Here is an 18,802-nt window from a genome sequence, read left to right as displayed (position 1 = left end):
TGGCGCCAATTCCATGGCGCATGGCCAGCTTTATATCGAAGAAAAAGATCGCAGGCTTCGCCAGCTCCTACAAAAAGCCAAACCACACCGTGCAGTCTTTTCGGGATACAACCATGGTTGCTATTACCCCAACACCCAAAATCAAGAACCTCGACAAGTTGTTGATGCATTGCCAGCGTCGTCGTTATCAGGTCAAGAGCAACATCATTTGCGCAGGAGATCGTTCGGATACGCTGTTTTTCATCATCAAGGGTTCTGTCACCATCCTCATCGAGGACGACGATGGCCGGGAAATGATCATCGCCTACCTCAATGCCGGGGACTTCTTCGGCGAGTTGGGCCTGTTCGAACAAGCCGGGCAGGAACAGGAGCGCAGCGCCTGGGTTCGCGCCAAGGTCGAATGCGAGGTGGCCGAGATCAGCTACTGCAAGTTCCGCGAGCTCTCCCAGCAAGACCCGGACATTCTCTATGTGCTCAGCGGCCAGATTGCCCAGCGCCTACGCAATACCACACGCAAGGTCGGCGACCTGGCGTTCTTCGACGTCACCGGCCGGGTTGCGCGCTGTTTGCTGGAGCTGTGCAAACAGCCTGATGCCATGACGCACCCGGACGGCATGCAAATCAAAGTTACCCGTCAGGAAATCGGCCGGATCGTCGGTTGCTCGCGGGAAATGGTCGGTCGCGTGCTCAAGGACCTGGAAGAACGCAACCTGGTCGACGTCAAAGGCAAGACCATGGTGGTGTTCGGTACTCGTTAAGCCGACATGACCTCGGCGAGCATTTGCCGATACAACGTGTCCAGCCGCTCGATGGCGTCCGGGGCGGCGAATTGTTCATGCAGGGCGATGTGGCTCTGCGCGCGAACCCGCTGCTCCAGACCGCAAGCCTCGTTAAACCGATTGACCGCCTCAACCATCGACTCCCGCTCGTCGTCCAGCAACAGTGCTCCGTGCACCAGCCCCACCGGGCGCTGACCACCCTTGCTCTGGCGCCAGCGCTGAGCGGTGCCGACCATTTTTCGGCCGTCGAGATTGACGTTGAAACGCCCATCACAGAAAGCACCCTCGACTTCACCCAATGAAGGCTTGCCGCCGAGCTCCGTCAGCAGCGCACAAATCGGATCGCACAGACGCCGATAAGCGGTTTCGATCCGACCGTGATCGCCTTCACTACGCGGAGGTGCATATACCAACGCGATATTGATCGTCGCTGCTGACTGCGGCACCGGCTCACCGCCGGTTTCACGCAACAACACCGGCCAGCCATTCGCCGCCGACGCCTCGCAGGCAGCCTCGAATCCTGGCAAACGGCTCAAACGCCGTGGCATGACCAGCGCGCGATCGCTCGGTTGCCAGAACAACAGGCCAAACTCCTGGTCGCCGGCACATACCGTCGCCAACAAATCCTGCTCGGCGCGCAGACCGGCTTCGACGGTCAAGGCTATGGGTTGAGTCATGGCAGTGCGAATCCTTTGCGGTGGATACAAAAAAGCCGGCAACGCCGGCTTCTTCATTGAGTCAGGTTCAATCGAGTGTAGAACCGCTGACCGCTACGCCACGCTCTGGAAAGAACAAGCGTTGCAGTTCAGCTCCCGGATTCTCGGCGCGCATGAAGGCTTCGCCGACCAGGAACGCATACACCTCGCTGATTTCCATCAGCTCGACATCGGCACGATTGAGGATGCCACTTTCAGTGATGACCAGGCGGTCGCGCGGGATGCGTGGCAGCAGATCGAGCGTGGTTTCCAGGCTGACATCGAAGGTGTGCAGATTGCGGTTGTTCACGCCGACCAGCGGAGTATCGAGGGTTTTCAAGGCCCGCTCCAGCTCGTCACCGTCGTGGACTTCTACCAGCACATCGAGCCCCACACTTTTGGCGACGGCTGCCAGCTCGGCCATTTTCACGTCATCCAGCGCGGCAACGATCAACAGCACGCAATCGGCGCCCAGCGCCCGGGCTTCGACGATCTGATAAGGATCGATCATGAAGTCCTTGCGAATCACCGGCAGCTTGCACGCGGCACGCGCCTGTTGCAGGTAGAGGTCGGCGCCCTGGAAGTAATCGATATCGGTCAGCACCGAGAGGCAAGTCGCCCCGCCCTTCTCGTAGCTTTTGGCGATTTCGGCCGGGACGAAGTTCTCACGAATCACGCCTTTGCTCGGCGAAGCCTTCTTGATTTCAGCAATCACCGCCGGCTGCTTGAGTTTGGCCTGGGCCAGCAGCGCCTTGGCAAAACCACGCGGTGCATCGGCCGCCTTGGCCAGTGCTTCCAGTTCGGCAAGCGTTACGCGAGCGCTGCGCTCGGCCACTTCCTTGACTTTGCGGGCGAGAATCTTTTCCAGAACCGTCGGTACACTCATGCCTCATTCTCCACTCTGAATACCGCGGTAAACGCACCCAACTCTTCAAGTTTTTCCCGCGCAAGGCCGGTGTGCAGCGCGTCATGCGCCAGGGCAACACCCTCTCTCAGGCTGCTCGCATGATCAGCGGCGTACAGCGCCGCACCGGCATTGAGCACAATCATTTCTGCGGCTTTCTGACCGTACTCGGTTTTGCGGCGCCCCAAGGCATCGCGAATCAGTTCGAGCGAGGCCGCCGGGCTTTCCACCGCCAGACCGTGCAGGCTCTGGCTCTTCATGCCCAGATCTTCAGGCTCGACCCAATACTCGCTGATCTGGTCATCCTTCAATTCCGCGACAAAGGTTGGCGCCGCCAGACTGAACTCGTCCAGACCATCCTTCGAATGCACCACCAGCACATGTTTGCTGCCCATACGTTGCAAGACTTCGGCCAGCGGCCGGCACAACGCCTGACTGAACACGCCCACCACCTGATGCTTCACGCCGGCCGGATTCGTAAGCGGGCCGAGCATGTTGAACAAGGTGCGCAGGCCGAGATCACGGCGCGGGCCGGCAGCGTATTTCATTGCACCGTGATGGGCCTGGGCGAACATGAAGCCAATGCCGACGTTGTCGATGCAACGCGCCACTTGAACCGGCGTCAGGTTCAGGTAGATCCCGGCCGCTTCCAGCAAATCGGCGCTACCGCTTTTGCCCGATACTGCACGGTTACCATGCTTGGCCACGGTGCAACCGGCCGCCGCCACCACAAACGAAGAAGCCGTCGAGACGTTGAAGATGTTTGCACCGTCGCCACCGGTGCCGACCACATCGACAACACCGTCGAGGGTTTTCAGCTCGACCTTGTCCGCCAGCTCACGCATGACCGAGACGGCGCCGACGATCTCGTCGATGCTCTCGCTTTTCATGCGCATGGCCATCATGAACGCGCCGATCTGCGCGTCAGTGCATTGCCCGGTCATGATTTCGCGCATCACATCGCGCATTTCATCAGTACTCAGGTCCAGGTGGCCGACGATACGGCTCAGGGCAGTCTTGATATCCATGGAAAGTCCTTAGCGCGTGCCGCCGGTTTGTTTGAGGAAGTTGGCGAACAGCTCGTGGCCCTGCTCGGTCAGGATCGACTCGGGGTGAAACTGCACCCCTTCGATGTTCAGTGTCTTGTGGCGCAGGCCCATGATTTCATCAACCGAGCCGTCTTCGAGCTGAGTCCAGGCGGTCAACTCCAGGCAATCAGGCAAGGTTTCGCGTTTAACGATCAGCGAGTGATAGCGGGTGACCGTCAGCGGACGGTTAAGACCTGCGAACACGCCCTTGTCCTCGTGGAATACCGGGCTAGTCTTACCATGCATAACCTGGCGGGCACGCACGACATCGCCGCCAAACGCCTGGCCGATGGACTGATGGCCCAGGCAGACGCCGAGAATCGGCAGTTTGCCGGCGAAATACTTGATGGCTTCGATGGACACGCCGGCTTCGGTCGGGGTGCATGGACCGGGGGACACGACGATACGCTCGGGTTTGAGCGCTTCGATTTCGGCAATGGTCAGCTCATCGTTGCGCACAACCTTGACCTCGGAGCCTAGCTCACCGAGGTACTGCACAACGTTGTAGGTAAAAGAGTCGTAGTTATCGATCATCAGCAACATGGTTTGAAACCTCTTGAATTCACTGACTTTTGAGACGGCCTTCGAATGATTTACCCGCAGTCTTGCTGCGCTCAGTCAGTTGCTGGAATGGAACCGGCAAAAGCGGCATTTCATACGGGTAAAGAAGGCAAACGGGTACAGGTCCGGCCGGGCCGGCAGAGAAAGTTCAGGCGCGCCAACGCCAACGGGCGTGGGCCTTGATGACTTGATCCAAGAGTTTGCTGACGATCAACACGGGGAAGGTCTCATTCATACGTTCCCGCACAGTAACTTAGCTGAGCAGAGGGTGCAATATGGCGCAGCGCAAGCAATCGATGCGGCCTTTAGCCATAGCTAAAACGCAAAAGTTTTTGGTACTGTCGTTCCGCCCACTACAACAATAAATAAATGGACTTGCTCATGATCAAACAGACGAAGCTTGTACCGCTCGCCGGTTGCCTTCTTGCAATGGCCTGCGCCCAGGCGACTGCAGCACCCGCCCCCTATTCGAAATTCATTGTCTTTGGCGACAGCCTGAACGACGCCGGGCAGTTTACCGATACCGGGGGGCCCGCCGGCTCTACATTGCGCTACACCAACCGTGTCGGCCCGACTTACATGGATGGCAGCGGCGAGGTAAAAGCCGCCAACTCGACGCAATTGCTGGGGGGTAAACTGGGATTTTCGCCTGACCAAACGGCCGCTTCCACCTCGGCAGCCCGTGCCAGCCAAGGCCTGCCAGACGGCAACAACTGGGCGACGGGCGGCTACCGCACCGATCAGATCCTCGACTCGATCACCACCACATCGGACACCGGTGAGCGCAGTCGGCCCGGTTATCTGCCGAGCAACAATTTTCGCGCCGACCCGAACGCGCTCTACTACCTCTCCGGTGGCGGCAACGACTTCCTCCAGGGCCGGGTAACGAGCCTCGACCAGGCCAACGCCGCAGCCGACCGTTTGGTCAGCAGCGTGCAAACACTGCAACAGGCCGGCGCCAAATACATCATGGTCTGGCTGCTCCCGGACATTGGCCTGACCCCGGCGATCAACGGCAGTCCGCTCCAGGCCTTTACCTCCCAACTCAGCGCCCAGTTCAACACCGAGTTGGTCAGCCAGTTGCAGCACGTCAATGCCGAAGTCATCCCGCTCAATATTCCGGTACTGCTCAAAGAGACCTTTGCCAACCCGGCGCAGTTCGGCCTGGCCACCGACCAGAACCTCACCGCGACCTGCTTCAGCGGTGACAGCTGTACCGAAAATGCCAAGTACGGGATCAACAGCGCCACGCCGGATCCGACCAAGTTGATCTACAACGACTCGGTCCATCCGACCGAAGCCGGGCAACGCCTGATCGCCGATTACGCGTTTTCCATACTGGCAGCCCCTTGGGAACTGACACTGTTGCCAGAAATGGCCCACGCCACCCTACGCGCGCACCAGGATGAACTGCGTAACCAATGGCAATCCGACTGGGAAAACTGGCAAACCGTCGGTCAGTGGCGTGCGATTGTCGCCGGTGGCGGCCAGCACCTGGATTTCGACGATCAGCGCAGCGCAGCCAGTGCTGACGGCAACGGTTACAACCTGAACATCGGTGGCAGCTATCGTCTCAACGAGGCCTGGCGCGTTGGCGTTGCCGCCGGTTTCTATCGCCAGAAGCTGGAAGCGGGCAACGACGACTCGGAGTACAAACTCAACACTTACATGGGCACAGCGTTCGCCCAGTATCAGCAAAACCGCTGGTGGGCTGACGCGGCAATGACTGCCGGGCATCTGGACTACGACAATCTCAAACGTAAATTCGACCTGGGCGTGAACGAGCGCAGTGAGAAAGGCGATACCAGCGGCACTGTGCTGGCCATCACCGGTCGCCTGGGTTATGACATTGCCCAGCAGGCAAGCAGCCCTTGGCACTTGTCGCCATTTATCAGCGCCGACTACGCCAAGGTGCAAGTCGATGGCTACTCGGAGAACGGTAACGACTCTACTGCTCTGACGTTCGCTGACCAGAAGCGCACCTCCAAACGCCTCGGCGTCGGCTTGCAGGGCAAGTATCAAATCACCCCGCAGACTCAGGTGTTCGGTGAATTCGCCCACGAACGCGAATATAAGGACGACACCCAGGACCTGACCATGAACCTCAACAGCCTGCCCGACAACCATTTCACCCTGCAAGGCTATACCCCGCAAACCAACCTGAACCGCCTGAACCTGGGTGTCAGCCAGAAGCTGACCGCAGACCTGGCGCTACGGGCCAGCTACAACATTCGCAAGGATGACGACTTTACCCAACAGGGCATCAACGTGGGTCTCAGCCTGGACTTCTAAACCGCAGGCAATAAAAAACGCGGCGCCCTCACAGGCGCCGCGTTTTTTATGGTGGTGAATTCCTTGTGGGACCTCAGGCGTCTGGGGTTTGCTCAGCCAGGGCCACGGCGCGGAACATGGCGCGGCGCTTGTTCAGGGTTTCTTCCCATTCCAGCGCGGGCACCGAGTCCGCCACAATGCCGCCACCGGCTTGCACATGTAGCTCGCCGTTCTTGATCACCGCGGTGCGGATCGCAATCGCGGTGTCCATGTTGCCGTTCCAGGCGAAGTAACCGACCGCACCACCGTAGACGCCACGTTTGACCGGCTCCAGTTCGTCGATGATTTCCATCGCGCGAATCTTTGGCGCGCCCGACAACGTACCTGCCGGCAGAATCGCCCGCAGCGCGTCCATCGCCGTCAGGCCGGCTTTCAACTGGCCAGTGACGTTGGAGACGATGTGCATCACGTTGGAATAACGCTCGATGACCATTTTCTCGGTGAGTTTCACCGAACCGATCTCCGATACACGGCCGGTGTCGTTGCGGCCCAGGTCGATCAGCATCAAGTGCTCGGCGATTTCCTTGTCGTCCGACAGCAGGTCTTCTTCAAGCGCCCGGTCAGCTTCCTCGGTGGCACCGCGTGGGCGGGTGCCGGCGATCGGGCGCACGGTGATCAGGTTGTCTTCGACCCGCACCAGCACTTCTGGCGAGCTGCCAACGACGTGGAAGTCGCCGAAGTTGAAGAAGTACATATAAGGCGTCGGGTTGAAGCAGCGCAGCGCGCGGTATAGATCGATCGGCGCAGCCTTGAAGTCGATGGACATCCGTTGCGACGGCACTACCTGCATGCAGTCACCGGCGAGGATGTACTCCTTGATGGTGTCCACCGCCCGCTCGTAATCGTCCTGGGTGAAACTGGAACGGAACACCGGGTCAGCCGCTTGCTGCTTGCTGAAGTCCAGGCCGCGACGCGGGGTGATCGGCTGGCGGAGTTTTTCCAGCAGTTCTTCCAGACGCGCCTGACCTTGCTCAAAGGCGTCTTCCTGCGACGGGTCGGCCAGCACGATCGCGTGCATCTTGCCGGCCAGGTTGTCGAACACTACTACCGCATCGGAGACCATCAGCAGAATGTCCGGCACGCCCAGCGGGTCCGGGTTCGGGCACTTGCCCAGACGCTTCTCCACGTATCGCACACAGTCATAACCGAAGTAACCCACCAGCCCGCCATTGAAGCGCGGCAAACCGGCAATGGTCGGCACGTTATAGCGCGCCTTGAACGCTTCGACGAAGGCCAGCGGGTCTTCGACATCGTGGCTTTCCACCTCGGTGCCATCGACGGTCACGCTGACGTGGTGATCATGCACCCGCAGCACCGTGCGGCACGGCAGCCCGATAATCGAGTAACGGCCCCATTTCTCGCCGCCCTGCACCGACTCCAGCAGATAGGAGTTGGGCTCGTCGGCCAGTTTCAGGTAGATCGACAACGGCGTGTCGAAGTCGGCAAGGGTTTCGCAGGCAAGCGGGATGCGGTTGTAGCCGGCAGCGGCCAAACGCAGGAATTCTTCGCGGATCATGAGGTGCCTCGTGGCTTGAGGGTCAAACGGTCAGGTGTGCAAACGCGCCGGATAGCCGGCCAGGATCATGTCAGGCGCGCCAACGCCAGCGGGCCAGGGCCTTGATGACTTTCATCCAGAGTTTGCGAGTGACCACCACGATGGAATTTCCAGGAGGGGATTGAACAGCGTCGGGCAACGTTATCTCAGCGGCCGGATCCAGGCAACCGGGAATTAGCTTGCGCAGATCGTCGATCACCAGCGCCGGCGACTCTTCGGCAATCGGCCGGCCATGGTTATACCCATAGCTCAGGGCTACGCACTTCACGCCTGCCGCCTTGGCCGCCAGCACGTCGCTGCGCGAGTCGCCAATGAACAACGATTGCGACGCCGGAATGTTGGCCATTTTCATCACGAAAAACAGCGCCGCCGGGTCAGGTTTTTTCTGCGGCAAGGTGTCGCCGCCGATGATCCAGCGAAAGTAGCGGCCGATTTTCAGCTGATCCAGCAACGGCGCGACAAAGCGCTCCGGCTTGTTGGTGATCAGCGCCATTTCGACGCCCTGCTTGTGCAGCCACTTCAGGGTATCGCGTACGCCGGGGTAGACCACCGTCAGTTCATGGCCGTCCGCGTAGGCTTCCATGAAAATCTCCAGCGCGTGCTCGGCCTCGACATCATCGACACTCGCGTGGTCGATACTGCCCGCCAGAGCGCGACGGACCAGCACCGGCGCACCGTTGCCGACCCACTCGCGCACCGCGTCGAAACCGGCCGGGGCACGCCCGAGTTTGAGCAGCATGTTATCCACAGCCACTGCGAGGTCCGGAACCGAATCGATCAGCGTGCCATCCAGATCGAACATCACCAGCCGCGGCAGACACCCCGGGAACAGCTGCTCAAAACCACTCATGAGCGAGCCAGAGCCAGTTCGGAACGCATCTTTTCAATCACTTCCTGGTAGTTCGGCGCATTGAAGATGGCCGAGCCGGCGACAAAGGTGTCAGCGCCAGCAGCAGCGATTTCACGGATGTTGTTCACGTTCACGCCACCGTCGATTTCCAGACGAATGTCGCGGCCCGACGCATCGATCATCGCACGCACTTCACGCAGCTTGTCGAGGGTACCGGGAATGAACTTCTGCCCGCCAAAACCCGGGTTGACGCTCATCAGCAGGATCATGTCGACCTTGTCCATCACGTACTTGAGCACGTCCAGCGGGGTCGCCGGGTTGAACACCAGGCCAGCCTTGCAACCGCCTTCGCGGATCATTTGCAGGGAACGGTCGACGTGCAGCGTGGCTTCCGGGTGGAAGGTGATGTAAGTCGCGCCGGCGTCGATGAAGTCGCCAATGATGCGGTCTACCGGGCTGACCATCAGGTGCGCGTCGATCGGCGCGGTGATGCCGTACTTGCGCAATGCCGAGCAGACCATCGGCCCGATGGTCAGGTTTGGCACGTAGTGGTTGTCCATGACATCGAAGTGAACGATGTCGGCGCCAGCGGCCAGGACGTTGTCCACTTCCTCGCCCAGGCGGGCGAAGTCAGCGGAGAGAATCGACGGAGCAATAGCGAAGGGCTGCATGACGCACCTTTTTTGAGCAGAATCACGATGGCGCGCATTGTATACCTCATGCTTTGACGCGCGCACGGTAACCGCGATGATTGGACCAGGCCCTAATAGGCCGCTCGATAGATCTTCTCGATATCGGCGGTGCTCAATTTACGCGGATTGTTGCGCATCAATCGCTCGATTCCCGCGGCCTCCACGGCCATCGCCGGGATGGCGTCTTCCGGTACGCCGAAGCTGCGCAGGCCCTGGGGAATTTCCACTGCGGCACAGAGTCGCGCCATCGCCTCGACGGCTTTATCCGCCGCCTCATCAGCGCTCAACCGCGCGGTTTTCACCCCAAAAGCTTCGGCGATATCCCGCATGCGCTCGATGCACGCCATCTTGTTCCAGGTCATGACATACGGCAGCAGCAAGGCGTTACTCACACCGTGCGTAATGTTGAAACGTCCACCCAGCGGATAAGCCAAGGCATGCACCGCGCCGACCCCGGCGTTGCCGAACGCCATGCCGGCCATAAGGCTGGCGGTGGCCATGTCTTCACGGGCCTGCACGTTCGAAGGGTTGGCGTAGGCCTTGGGCAATGCCGTGGCGATCAGCTTGATGGCGCCGAGGGCCAGCGCGTCGGTGATCGGCGAGGCGTTCAGCGACAGGTAGGACTCGACAGCGTGCACCAGCGCATCGATGCCAGTGGCGGCCGTCACGCTGCGGGGGCAAGTCAGGGTCATTTGCGGGCTGACCAGTGCTACGTCCGGCAGCAGGTAATCACTGATGATGCCCTTTTTCAGCTGCGCGACCTTGTCGGTAAGCATCGCTACGTTGGTGACTTCCGAACCGGTGCCGGCGGTGGTTGGAATCGCAATCAGTGGCGGACCTTTGCGCGGCACCTGATCGACACCGAACAAGTCCTCGAGCGCACCGTGGTAACCGGCATAGGCTGCAACGCTTTTGGCGATGTCGATGGCACTGCCGCCACCGAGGCCGATCAGACCGTCATGCCCGCCGTCGCGGTAGACGCGCATGCAGTCCTCAACGATGGCGATTTCCGGGTCTGGCAACACCCGATCGAAAATCTCGTACGTGCGTCCACCCAGTTGCGCCAGCGCCAGCTCCACAGTGCCGGACTTGACCAGCGCCGCATCGGTGACAATCAGAGGGTAATCAACATCCAGACGGGTCAGCTCGGCGGCCAGCTGCTCGATGGCACCTGTGCCGGTGAGCAATTTGTGAGCGATTTTGAAAGAGGAAATACCCATGTGCGCAGCCTCTTATAAATAGGGGAGCTGGGCACAATAGTAGCTGGGGATTGGGGTTTGTCTGTTATTGCGCAAATGAATAGACGGAAACACGCGTAGGAGCTGCCGCAGGCTGCGATCTTTTGACTTTGTTTCTTGAAGATCAAAAGATCGCAGCCTGCGGCAGCTCCTACAGGAAGCCGGTTTTGCCAATCGTTCCCAAGCGCGCGGGAACGATCATTACCGACGGTCAGACCTGCGCGGTACGCAGTTTCTCGCTGCGGCCACGCAACCATTCCAGGGTCAGCAGCAGGAACACCGAGAATGCGATCAGCAGCGTCGCGGCGGCGGCGATGGTCGGGCTGAGGTTTTCGCGAATACCGCTGAACATCTGCCGCGGCAACGTCGCCTGCTGGGGGCCGGCAAGGAACAACGTGACCACCACCTCATCGAACGATGTCGCGAAGGCAAACAGCGCCCCTGAAATCACCCCCGGTGCGATCAACGGTAACGTCACACGGCGGAACGCCGTCAGTGGTGAAGCCCCAAGGCTCGCGGCAGCACGCACCAGGTTCTGGTTAAACCCCTGCAACGTCGCCGACACGGTAATGATCACGAACGGCACGCCCAGCACCGCATGCACGACAATCAGCGAAACAAAGCTGTTGCCAAACCCCAGCGGAGCGAAGGCCAGGTAACTGGCCACACCGATGATCACCACCGGCACCACCATCGGCGAAATCACCAGCGCCATCACCAGCGCCTTGCCGGGGAAGTCGCCACGGGTCAGGCCAATCGCCGCCAGCGTACCGAACACCATCGCCAGCACCGTCGCCGCCGGGGCGACAATCATGCTGTTCTTCAGCGAGCGCATCCATTCGGCCGACGCAAAGAAGTCCTGGTACCAGTGCAACGAGAACCCTTGCAGCGGGTAGACCAGAAAACTCCCTGAGTTGAACGACAGCGGGATGATCACCAGCACCGGCAAAATCAGGAACAACAGGATCAGCCCGCAGAGCGTGCGCAAGCTGTAGAACCACACCCGCTCGACGGGCGACATATAAGGACTCAGCATTTCGATTCTCCCCTTAGCTCAAACGCAGGCGGCTCGCGCCTACCAGCCAGCTGTAAATCAGATAGAGCACGATGGTCGCCAACAGCAGCAGCCCACCGAGCGCGGTCGCCATGCCCCAGTTAATGCTGGTGTTGGTGTAGAAGGCGACGAAGTAGCTGACCATCTGATCGTTCGGGCTGCCGAGCAGCGCCGGGGTGATGTAGTAACCAATCGCCAGGATGAACACCAACAGGCAACCGGCGCCGACACCGGCATAGGTCTGAGGGAAATACACCCGCCAGAAGCTGGCGAACGGATGGCAGCCCAGCGAGATCGCCGCACGCATGTAGGTCGGCGAGATGCCTTTCATCACGCTGTAGATCGGCAGAATCATGAACGGCAGCAGGATGTGCACCATCGAGATGTAAACCCCGGTGCGGTTGAACACCAGTTCCAGCGGCTTATCGATGATGCCCATGGCCATCATCGCGCTGTTGATCAGCCCGCCCGATTGCAGCAAGACAATCCACGCCGCCACTCGCACCAGAATCGAGGTCCAGAACGGCAGCAGCACCAGAATCATCAGCAGGTTGCTTTGACGCGACGGCAGGTTGGCCAGCAGGTACGCCAACGGATAGGCCAGCACCAAGCAGATCGCGGTGATGATCAGGCCCATCCAGAAAGTCCGGGCAAAGATCTCGAGGTAGATCGCCTGATCGGGAGTCGCCGGGGCGATTTCGCCGAGGTCGTCGATTCGGTGGTCGACCGCCGCCAACAGATAATACGGCGTCAGGCTGCTGGTGTTGCGGCGGACCGCTTGCCAGTAGGCCGGGTCGCCCCAACGCTCATCCAGCGCTTCAAGCGCGTCTTTATACGAGGCCGGTTCAGTCTTGAACGGCAGCGCTCGCGCGGTTTTGGTCAGCAGGCTGCGATAGCCGGCCAACTCCATGTTCAGTCGCTTGGACAGATCGCCCAGGCTTTGATTCTTGCGGGCATCGGCAAGGTCCTCGCTGGCAGCCTTGAAGACCGGATCCGCCGGCAAGCCTCGACCATCCCAGGTGGCAATGGCCGCCACGGTGCGCGGCATACCGCCGACCACTTCCGGGTTACCGACACTTTTGTAGAGCAGCGCCACGATCGGCACCAGAAACACCAACAACAGAAACAGCACCAAGGGCGCTATCAAGGCCTGGGCCTTCCAGCGGTTGACCCGCTCGGCACGCGCAAGGCGCTGCTTCAAGGTGCGATTGGTGCCCTCGTTCAGGGGAACGGCGATGGCCATGGCGAACTCCGAAAATCTTTGATCAATCGTTAATGTGGGAGCGAGCTTGCTCGCGATGGCGCCTTAAAATTCAACATTGATGTTGACTGACACATCGCAATCGCGAGCAAGCTCGCTCCCACAGGTGGGCGAGCCCACCATCGCAGGGTTGTGGTTACTTCGCAGCCCACGAGTTGAAACGCTGTTCCAGTTGCTCACCGTTGTCAGCCCAGAAGCTGACGTCGATCTGTACCTGGTTGGCGATGTTTTCCGGGGTGGTCGGCATGTCTTTCAGAATGTCTTTGGACAACAGCGGTACGGCTTGGGTATTGGCTGGGCCGTAGGCGATGTTTTCCGAGTAGGTTTTCTGCTGCTGCGGCATGACCGAGTACGCGATGAATTTCTTCGCGGCTGCTGCGCGGGCCTTATCCAGGCCTTTTGGAATCGCCCAGGCGTCGAAGTCGTAGATGCCGCCGTTCCATACCACTTTCAGGTTGCTTTCTTTCTGCACGGCAGCGATCCGGCCGTTGTAGGCCGAGCTCATGACGACGTCGCCGGAAGCCAGGTACTGCGGTGGTTGAGCGCCGGCTTCCCACCATTGAATGCTTGGCTTGAGCTCATCGAGTTTCTTGAACGCGCGGTCCTGACCATCTTTGCTGGCCAGCACTTTGTAGACGTCTTTCGGCGCAACGCCGTCGGCCATCAACGCGAATTCCAGGGTGTACTTGGCGCCTTTACGCAGGCCACGTTTGCCCGGGAATTTCTTGGTATCCCAGAAATCCACCCAACTGGTCGGTGCGCTTGCCAGTTTGTCGGCGTTGTAGGCCAACACGGTCGACCACACGAAGAAGCCCACGCCACATGGCTGGATGGCGCCCTTCACGTAGTCTTCGGACTTGCCGAACAGCGCCGGGTCGAGCGGCTCGAACATGTCTTCGTCGCAACCACGGGACAGTTCTGGCGATTCAACTTCGACCAGGTCCCAGGACACGCTCTTGGTGTCGACCATGGCTTTGACCTTGGCCATTTCACCGTTGTATTCACCGGCGACGATCTTGCCGTTGCCCGCGGCTTCCCACGGTGCATAGAAAGCCTTGACCTGCGCCGCCTTGTTCGCGCCGCCAAACGACACCACGGTCAGGTCCGGGCCGGCCATTGCGTGCGCTGCGCCCATCATGCCCAGTGCGAGGGCGGTGAATTTCAGGGATCTCAACATTTATTGTTCTCTCCACGTGCAGGGTTGGTGTTGGTGAAACAGGGGGCGATCAGTTCGCCTCTAGAAGTGGGTCGAGCGCGCGAACGTGTTCGACCTGCCAGCCAAGCGGTACCACGTCTCCGACCGCCAGCGCCGGATCGAGCTCAGCGATGGGCTGTTTCACGAAGAAGTCGGTCTTGCCACAGACTTCCAGGCGAACACGGACGTGGTCGCCCAGATAGATGAATTCCGCCACCCGCCCTGAGAAGCGGTTGACGCACGATTCGCTGGAACCATTAAGGCTCACACGCTCTGGACGAATGGACAGCGTCACTGGCTCGCCGGTCTTGCCGACATTCACCGCCAGCGCTTCGACCTTTTCACCACGCCCCAGCTCAACCACGCAGCGGTCGCCGGTGTGGCTGTGCAAACGGCCGTTGAGACGGTTGTTTTCGCCGATGAAGTTCGCGACGAAGGTGTTTTTCGGCTTTTCATAGAGCTCGCGCGGTGGCGCGATCTGCTGGATTTCGCCTTGATGGAAGACCGCCACGCGGTCGGACATGGTCAGGGCTTCGCCCTGGTCGTGGGTCACGTAGACCACGGTCACGCCGAGGCGCTGGTGCAGGTGTTTGATCTCCATCTGCATGTGTTCACGCAGTTGTTTATCCAGTGCACCCAACGGTTCGTCCATCAGCACCAGTTGCGGTTCGAACACCAGCGCCCGGGCCAGTGCCACACGCTGTTGCTGACCGCCGGAAAGCTGCGCCGGATAACGCTGAGCGAATGCGTCGAGCTGAACCATGCTCAGCACGCGCTTGACCCGGTCACTGACGTCGCTTTTGTTCAGGCCGCGCACGGTCAGCGGGAACGCGAGGTTCTCGGCCACCGTCATGTGCGGGAACAATGCATAGTTCTGGAACACCATGCCAATGTCGCGCTTGTGCGGCGGCACGTTGTTGATCGCACGTCCGGCCAGCAGGATTTCGCCGGCGGTCGGCGTTTCAAAGCCGGCGAGCATCATCAGACTGGTGGTCTTGCCGGAGCCGGACGGCCCGAGCAAGGTGAGGAATTCGCCTTTGCGAATCTCCAGGTTGAGGTCTTTGACGATCAGGTTCTCGCCGTCGTAGCTCTTTTGCACTCCACGAAAGCTGACCAGAACATCACTCGCCCCAGCGCTTGAATCGACCTCGCTCATACCCACACCTTTTTTGTTGATGACTGCTGTGGACTAAGCCTAGTGGACGCTGGGGACCACGCAAATCGGGGTGCAGGAGAGAATCGCCTCAGCCGGATGGAAGGCTGGGGGTAGGGATTTCCCTACAAGGATGGCGGGCATGGATATGTCGATGAACGATAGCGGCAAGCATCAAGCTGCAAGCCACAAGAACCGGCAAAAGCCCAGTTGCAGACATGTCGCAAATGGATACGCGCCCCCGTAGGAGCTGCCGAAGGCTGCGATCTGTTGGCGGCCTCAAGATCGCCGAAGATCAAGATCAAAAGATCGCAGCCTTCGGCAGCTCCTACGGGGGCGGTGGTGTCAGAGGAGCTTGTGTTCCATCGCGTACTTCACCAGTTCGGCGAGGGAGGTGATGTTGAGTTTCTGCATCAGCCGCGCTTTGTGGGTGCTGATGGTTTTGCTGCTCAACGCCAGTTGCTGGGCGATGTCGTTGACGTTGGCGCCTTGGGCCAGGCGCTCGAACACCGAAAACTCGCGCTCCGAGAGCAACGAATGCAGTGGCCGCGAATCCGTCAGGCCGACTTCGAAGACCATTCGATCCGCCAGTTCCGGGTCGATGTAACGCCCGCCCGCCGCGACTTTGCGAATCGCCGTCAACAGCAACGCCGGGTCGCTGTCCTTGGTCGCATAACCGGCAGCGCCGACCTTCAGCGCACGCGCAGCCATTTGCGCCTCGTCATGCATCGACAGCACCAGAATTGCCGGCGGATTGTTCAGTGCGCGAATCCGTGGAATCGCCTCCAGCCCGTTAACCCCGGGCATGGAGATATCCAGCAACACCACCTCGCAGGGAATGTGGCGCAAGGTCTCGAGCAGTTGCTCGCCATTGCTCGCCTCCCCCACCACCAGCAAATCCTTGGCGAGGCCGATCAATTGTTTGATGCCTTCACGGACGATGGTGTGGTCTTCGGCTACCAGTACACGGATCACGCAGTCTTCCTCATCAAAGGGTTGAACGAGTTTTCAATCCAGCGGCACACGTACGCTCAAGGTCGTGCCTTCACCCGGTTCACTGTCCAGCGACAACTGGCCGCCCATGATCAACACCCGCTCGCGCATGCCGACCACACCAAAGGATGTCGGCCTGCCCGTGGGGGCGACAAAGCCTACGCCATCATCGCTGACCGTGAGGCACAACTCGTCGCCTTCCAGCACCAGTGTCAACTCAACAGTATGCGCCTGCGCATGGCGCATGACATTGGTCAGCGCCTCCTGAAGAATCCGGAACAGGCCGATGGCCTTGGCGTCGCTGAGGGTCGGCAGGTTGTCCGGCACTTGCACCAGACACGGGATCTGCGTGCGCGCCTCGAAACGCCGGGCCTGCCACTCGATGGCCGACGCGATCCCGGCGTCGAGAATAGGTGGGCGCAAGGCCGTGGCCACGTCCCGCACCAGCTGGAACAGCTGGGCGATCAGGCGCTTCATGCTATTGAGACGGTCACTCAAGCCCGGATCGAGCTCGGCGTAAGCCAGTTCGCACATCGAGGTTTCCAGCTTGAGCACCGTCAGCATCTGGCCCAACTCATCGTGAACTTCCCGGGCAATCCGGGCCTTTTCCTCTTCGCGCACACTTTCCAGGTGCGCAGACAGTTCACGCAATTGCTCGCGGGAGCTGGCCAGTTCCAGCTCGATGCGCTTGCTCTCACTGATGTCCCAGACAATCCCGTCCCAGACGAACGCACCATCGTCGAGCCGACGGGTGATGGCCTTGATCTCGGCCCAGCGCTGCTCGCCCTGACGGGTGAGAATCCGGCCTTGCCACGACCAGTCACTGTCGGTGTCCAATGCGTGATCCTGGGTCTGGTGATAACTCGCCTTGTCGTCTGGATGCACCAGACTGCGCAGGCCCATGTCGCGACGGCTCAAGGTTGCCGGTGAATACCCCACCAGACCCTCACTGCCCTCACTGATGTAGGCAAAGTCGATTTGCCCGGTCACCGGCGCCCGCTCCAGGCGAAAGACCAGGCCCGGCACGTTGGCGGCAATCCCTTGTAAGCGCGCCTCGCTTTCCTGCAAGGCGGCCAGCGCCCGACGGCGTTCGGTGACGTCGTTGAGGTAAACCACCAGGTATTCGCTGTCGCGAAAACGCAGAAAACTCAACGACACGTCGGCCGGCAGAATGCTGCCATCGGCGCGCACGCAGTTGGTTTCAAAACTTTGCGGCCCATCCTCGCTGGCCCGGGCGCGCTTCCACAAGCTCAACCAACGGTCCATGTGCAGACCGGGCTCGAAGTCGATCAGTGGCCGATCAATGACACCGCCCGGCGCATAACCGAGCATGTCCTCGGCCGCACGGTTGGCGTAACGTACATGGCTGTCCCAATTGACCCAGAGGATCCCGACGGTACTTTGATCAATCGAAAACTGCGTCAGGCGCAACGCTTCTTCGCTGGCCTCGCGCAGGGCAATGTCTTCGCGGGCCGCCAGTAAACGCTGCTCAAGGGTATGTTGCTGACGGCGCTGCCACAGCACGATGGCCATGCTGCTGAGGAACAACACGGCCAACAACAGGCAAAGGTTTTTCCAGAACCCCGGCGACTCGGCCAGACGCGGGTACTTGGGTTGCAGCCAGCGCGCGCTCAACTGCTCAAGATCCTTGGCGGGAATGGCATGCAAGGCGCTTTCGACGATGCCGGCCAACTCCGGCCAGTCGCGGCGAGTCGCCACCCGTAGCAACTGTGGCAGGCCAATGTCCCCGACCACCACCAAGTGTGCGAATTCAGGCTCGGACGACAAACGGCTGAACTGGGCTTCATCGACGACTGCGTAGCGGGCCTGCTGAGTCAGCAGCAGTTGCAGCGCCTCACGCTCCATCGGCACGCCCTGCACGTTGAGATTGCCGTAGTTGCTACGCAGATAATCGGCGATGGCGCTGGGCATGCGCACGGCGACCCGCGACTGGCTGTCGAGTTTTTCCAGCTCGACGACACCCGCGCCCTTCTGTTCGCCGACCACCAGTTGCGGCACGCGCATGTAGGGGTCGGTGAATTGCCATAGTCGCAGGCCGGCGGGAGTTTGGGTCAGGCCCGGCGCGAGATCGACCTCACCCTCGCGCACCGCTTCTTCCAGCTGCGCCACATCGGGAAAGTTACGCCACGTCAGCTCGATATTCAGCGCACTGGCCAGCCATTGCATCAATTCGATATTGGCCCCGGACAACCGCTGCAAGCGCCGGTCGTACTGTGCGAAAGGTGCTTGCAGCACCACCCCCACGCGCAGTTCGTTGTGCTCCGCGAGCCACTGGCGCTGCGCGGCGTTCAACGGCGCACCATGCGCAGGCAATACGGGCGCCGCCCATGCCATCAAGGGAAACCAACAGCAGCCGATAACCAACAGGCAGCGAAAACGCATCATCCGAAGTCTCACACACTGACAAATACTGACCAACCTATTAGGCTGCC

16 protein-coding genes are annotated in these 18,802 nt (G+C 60.2%); 2 read left to right on the top strand and 14 right to left on the bottom strand.

Features of this window, described 5'->3' with window-relative positions; genetic code table 11:
• The first annotated feature begins 113 nt into the window (after positions 1-113).
• Positions 114-758 (top strand): cAMP-activated global transcriptional regulator CRP, encoded by a 645-nt coding sequence (crp, locus tag AC1RPZ_RS18830; protein WP_493138452.1) that lies wholly within the window; start codon positions 114-116, stop codon positions 756-758.
• On the opposite strand, the gene AC1RPZ_RS18825 is transcribed toward crp, so the two are convergent.
• From AC1RPZ_RS18825 to AC1RPZ_RS18810, 4 genes are all read right to left on the bottom strand, one after another.
• The gene (locus AC1RPZ_RS18825; RefSeq protein WP_493138451.1) at positions 755-1,456 is read right to left on the bottom strand and encodes a lipoate--protein ligase family protein; all 702 of its coding nucleotides are present in this window, start codon (positions 1,454-1,456) and stop codon (positions 755-757) included. The genes crp and AC1RPZ_RS18825 overlap by 4 nt on opposite strands.
• Before the next feature lie 67 nt (positions 1,457-1,523).
• Positions 1,524-2,360, bottom strand: coding sequence for an indole-3-glycerol phosphate synthase TrpC (gene trpC, locus AC1RPZ_RS18820; RefSeq protein ID WP_493138450.1), 837 nt, complete (start codon positions 2,358-2,360; stop codon positions 1,524-1,526).
• Positions 2,357-3,406 (bottom strand): anthranilate phosphoribosyltransferase, encoded by a 1,050-nt coding sequence (gene trpD, locus AC1RPZ_RS18815; protein ID WP_493138449.1) that lies wholly within the window; start codon positions 3,404-3,406, stop codon positions 2,357-2,359. Before trpD ends, trpC begins: the two co-directional genes overlap by 4 nt.
• A 9-nt stretch (positions 3,407-3,415) precedes the next feature.
• Positions 3,416-4,009 (bottom strand): aminodeoxychorismate/anthranilate synthase component II, encoded by a 594-nt coding sequence (locus tag AC1RPZ_RS18810; RefSeq protein ID WP_493138448.1) that lies wholly within the window; start codon positions 4,007-4,009, stop codon positions 3,416-3,418.
• A 399-nt stretch (positions 4,010-4,408) separates the two neighbouring features.
• Between AC1RPZ_RS18810 and estP the strand changes: the two genes are divergently transcribed.
• On the top strand, positions 4,409-6,319 hold the full coding sequence (gene estP, locus AC1RPZ_RS18805; protein WP_493138447.1) for an esterase EstP: 1,911 nt from the start codon (positions 4,409-4,411) through the stop codon (positions 6,317-6,319).
• Between the two features lie 73 nt (positions 6,320-6,392).
• Here the strand turns inward: estP and trpE are convergent, their stop codons facing one another.
• The 10 genes from trpE to AC1RPZ_RS18755 form a co-directional block, all read right to left on the bottom strand.
• Positions 6,393-7,874: an anthranilate synthase component I gene (gene trpE / locus AC1RPZ_RS18800; RefSeq protein ID WP_493138446.1), complete on the bottom strand. Its 1,482-nt coding sequence runs from the start codon at positions 7,872-7,874 to the stop codon at positions 6,393-6,395.
• A 70-nt stretch (positions 7,875-7,944) separates the two neighbouring features.
• Positions 7,945-8,763 (bottom strand): phosphoglycolate phosphatase, encoded by an 819-nt coding sequence (locus tag AC1RPZ_RS18795; RefSeq protein WP_493138445.1) that lies wholly within the window; start codon positions 8,761-8,763, stop codon positions 7,945-7,947.
• Positions 8,760-9,434, bottom strand: a complete 675-nt coding sequence (gene rpe / locus AC1RPZ_RS18790; RefSeq protein WP_493138444.1) for a ribulose-phosphate 3-epimerase — start codon at positions 9,432-9,434, stop codon at positions 8,760-8,762. The genes AC1RPZ_RS18795 and rpe overlap by 4 nt, the downstream gene beginning before the upstream one ends.
• A 92-nt stretch (positions 9,435-9,526) precedes the next feature.
• Complete coding sequence (locus tag AC1RPZ_RS18785) at positions 9,527-10,675, bottom strand: iron-containing alcohol dehydrogenase (protein WP_493138443.1); 1,149 nt, start codon at positions 10,673-10,675, stop codon at positions 9,527-9,529.
• A 229-nt stretch (positions 10,676-10,904) separates the two neighbouring features.
• Complete coding sequence (locus AC1RPZ_RS18780; RefSeq protein ID WP_493138442.1) at positions 10,905-11,729, bottom strand: ABC transporter permease; 825 nt, start codon at positions 11,727-11,729, stop codon at positions 10,905-10,907.
• A 13-nt stretch (positions 11,730-11,742) separates the two neighbouring features.
• Positions 11,743-12,990 carry an ABC transporter permease gene (locus AC1RPZ_RS18775; RefSeq protein WP_401124205.1) on the bottom strand — a complete coding sequence of 416 codons (1,248 nt, stop codon included), beginning with the start codon at positions 12,988-12,990 and terminating at the stop codon, positions 11,743-11,745.
• Positions 12,991-13,144: 154 nt separating this feature from the next.
• The gene (locus AC1RPZ_RS18770; RefSeq protein WP_493138441.1) at positions 13,145-14,185 is read right to left on the bottom strand and encodes an ABC transporter substrate-binding protein; all 1,041 of its coding nucleotides are present in this window, start codon (positions 14,183-14,185) and stop codon (positions 13,145-13,147) included.
• A gap of 49 nt (positions 14,186-14,234) precedes the next feature.
• Complete coding sequence (locus tag AC1RPZ_RS18765; protein ID WP_493138440.1) at positions 14,235-15,359, bottom strand: ABC transporter ATP-binding protein; 1,125 nt, start codon at positions 15,357-15,359, stop codon at positions 14,235-14,237.
• Positions 15,360-15,701: 342 nt separating this feature from the next.
• Positions 15,702-16,331, bottom strand: a complete 630-nt coding sequence (locus AC1RPZ_RS18760; RefSeq protein ID WP_024265168.1) for a response regulator — start codon at positions 16,329-16,331, stop codon at positions 15,702-15,704.
• Positions 16,332-16,364: 33 nt separating this feature from the next.
• Positions 16,365-18,755, bottom strand: a complete 2,391-nt coding sequence (locus tag AC1RPZ_RS18755) for a PAS domain-containing sensor histidine kinase (RefSeq protein WP_493138439.1) — start codon at positions 18,753-18,755, stop codon at positions 16,365-16,367.
• Between the last annotated feature and the right edge of the window lie 47 nt (positions 18,756-18,802).

This window comes from Pseudomonas sp. GW822-FHT02D10 (assembly GCF_058802345.1).
The sequence above is the reverse complement of the archived record's forward strand: the minus strand, read 5'-3'. Positions and strand labels throughout refer to the sequence as shown.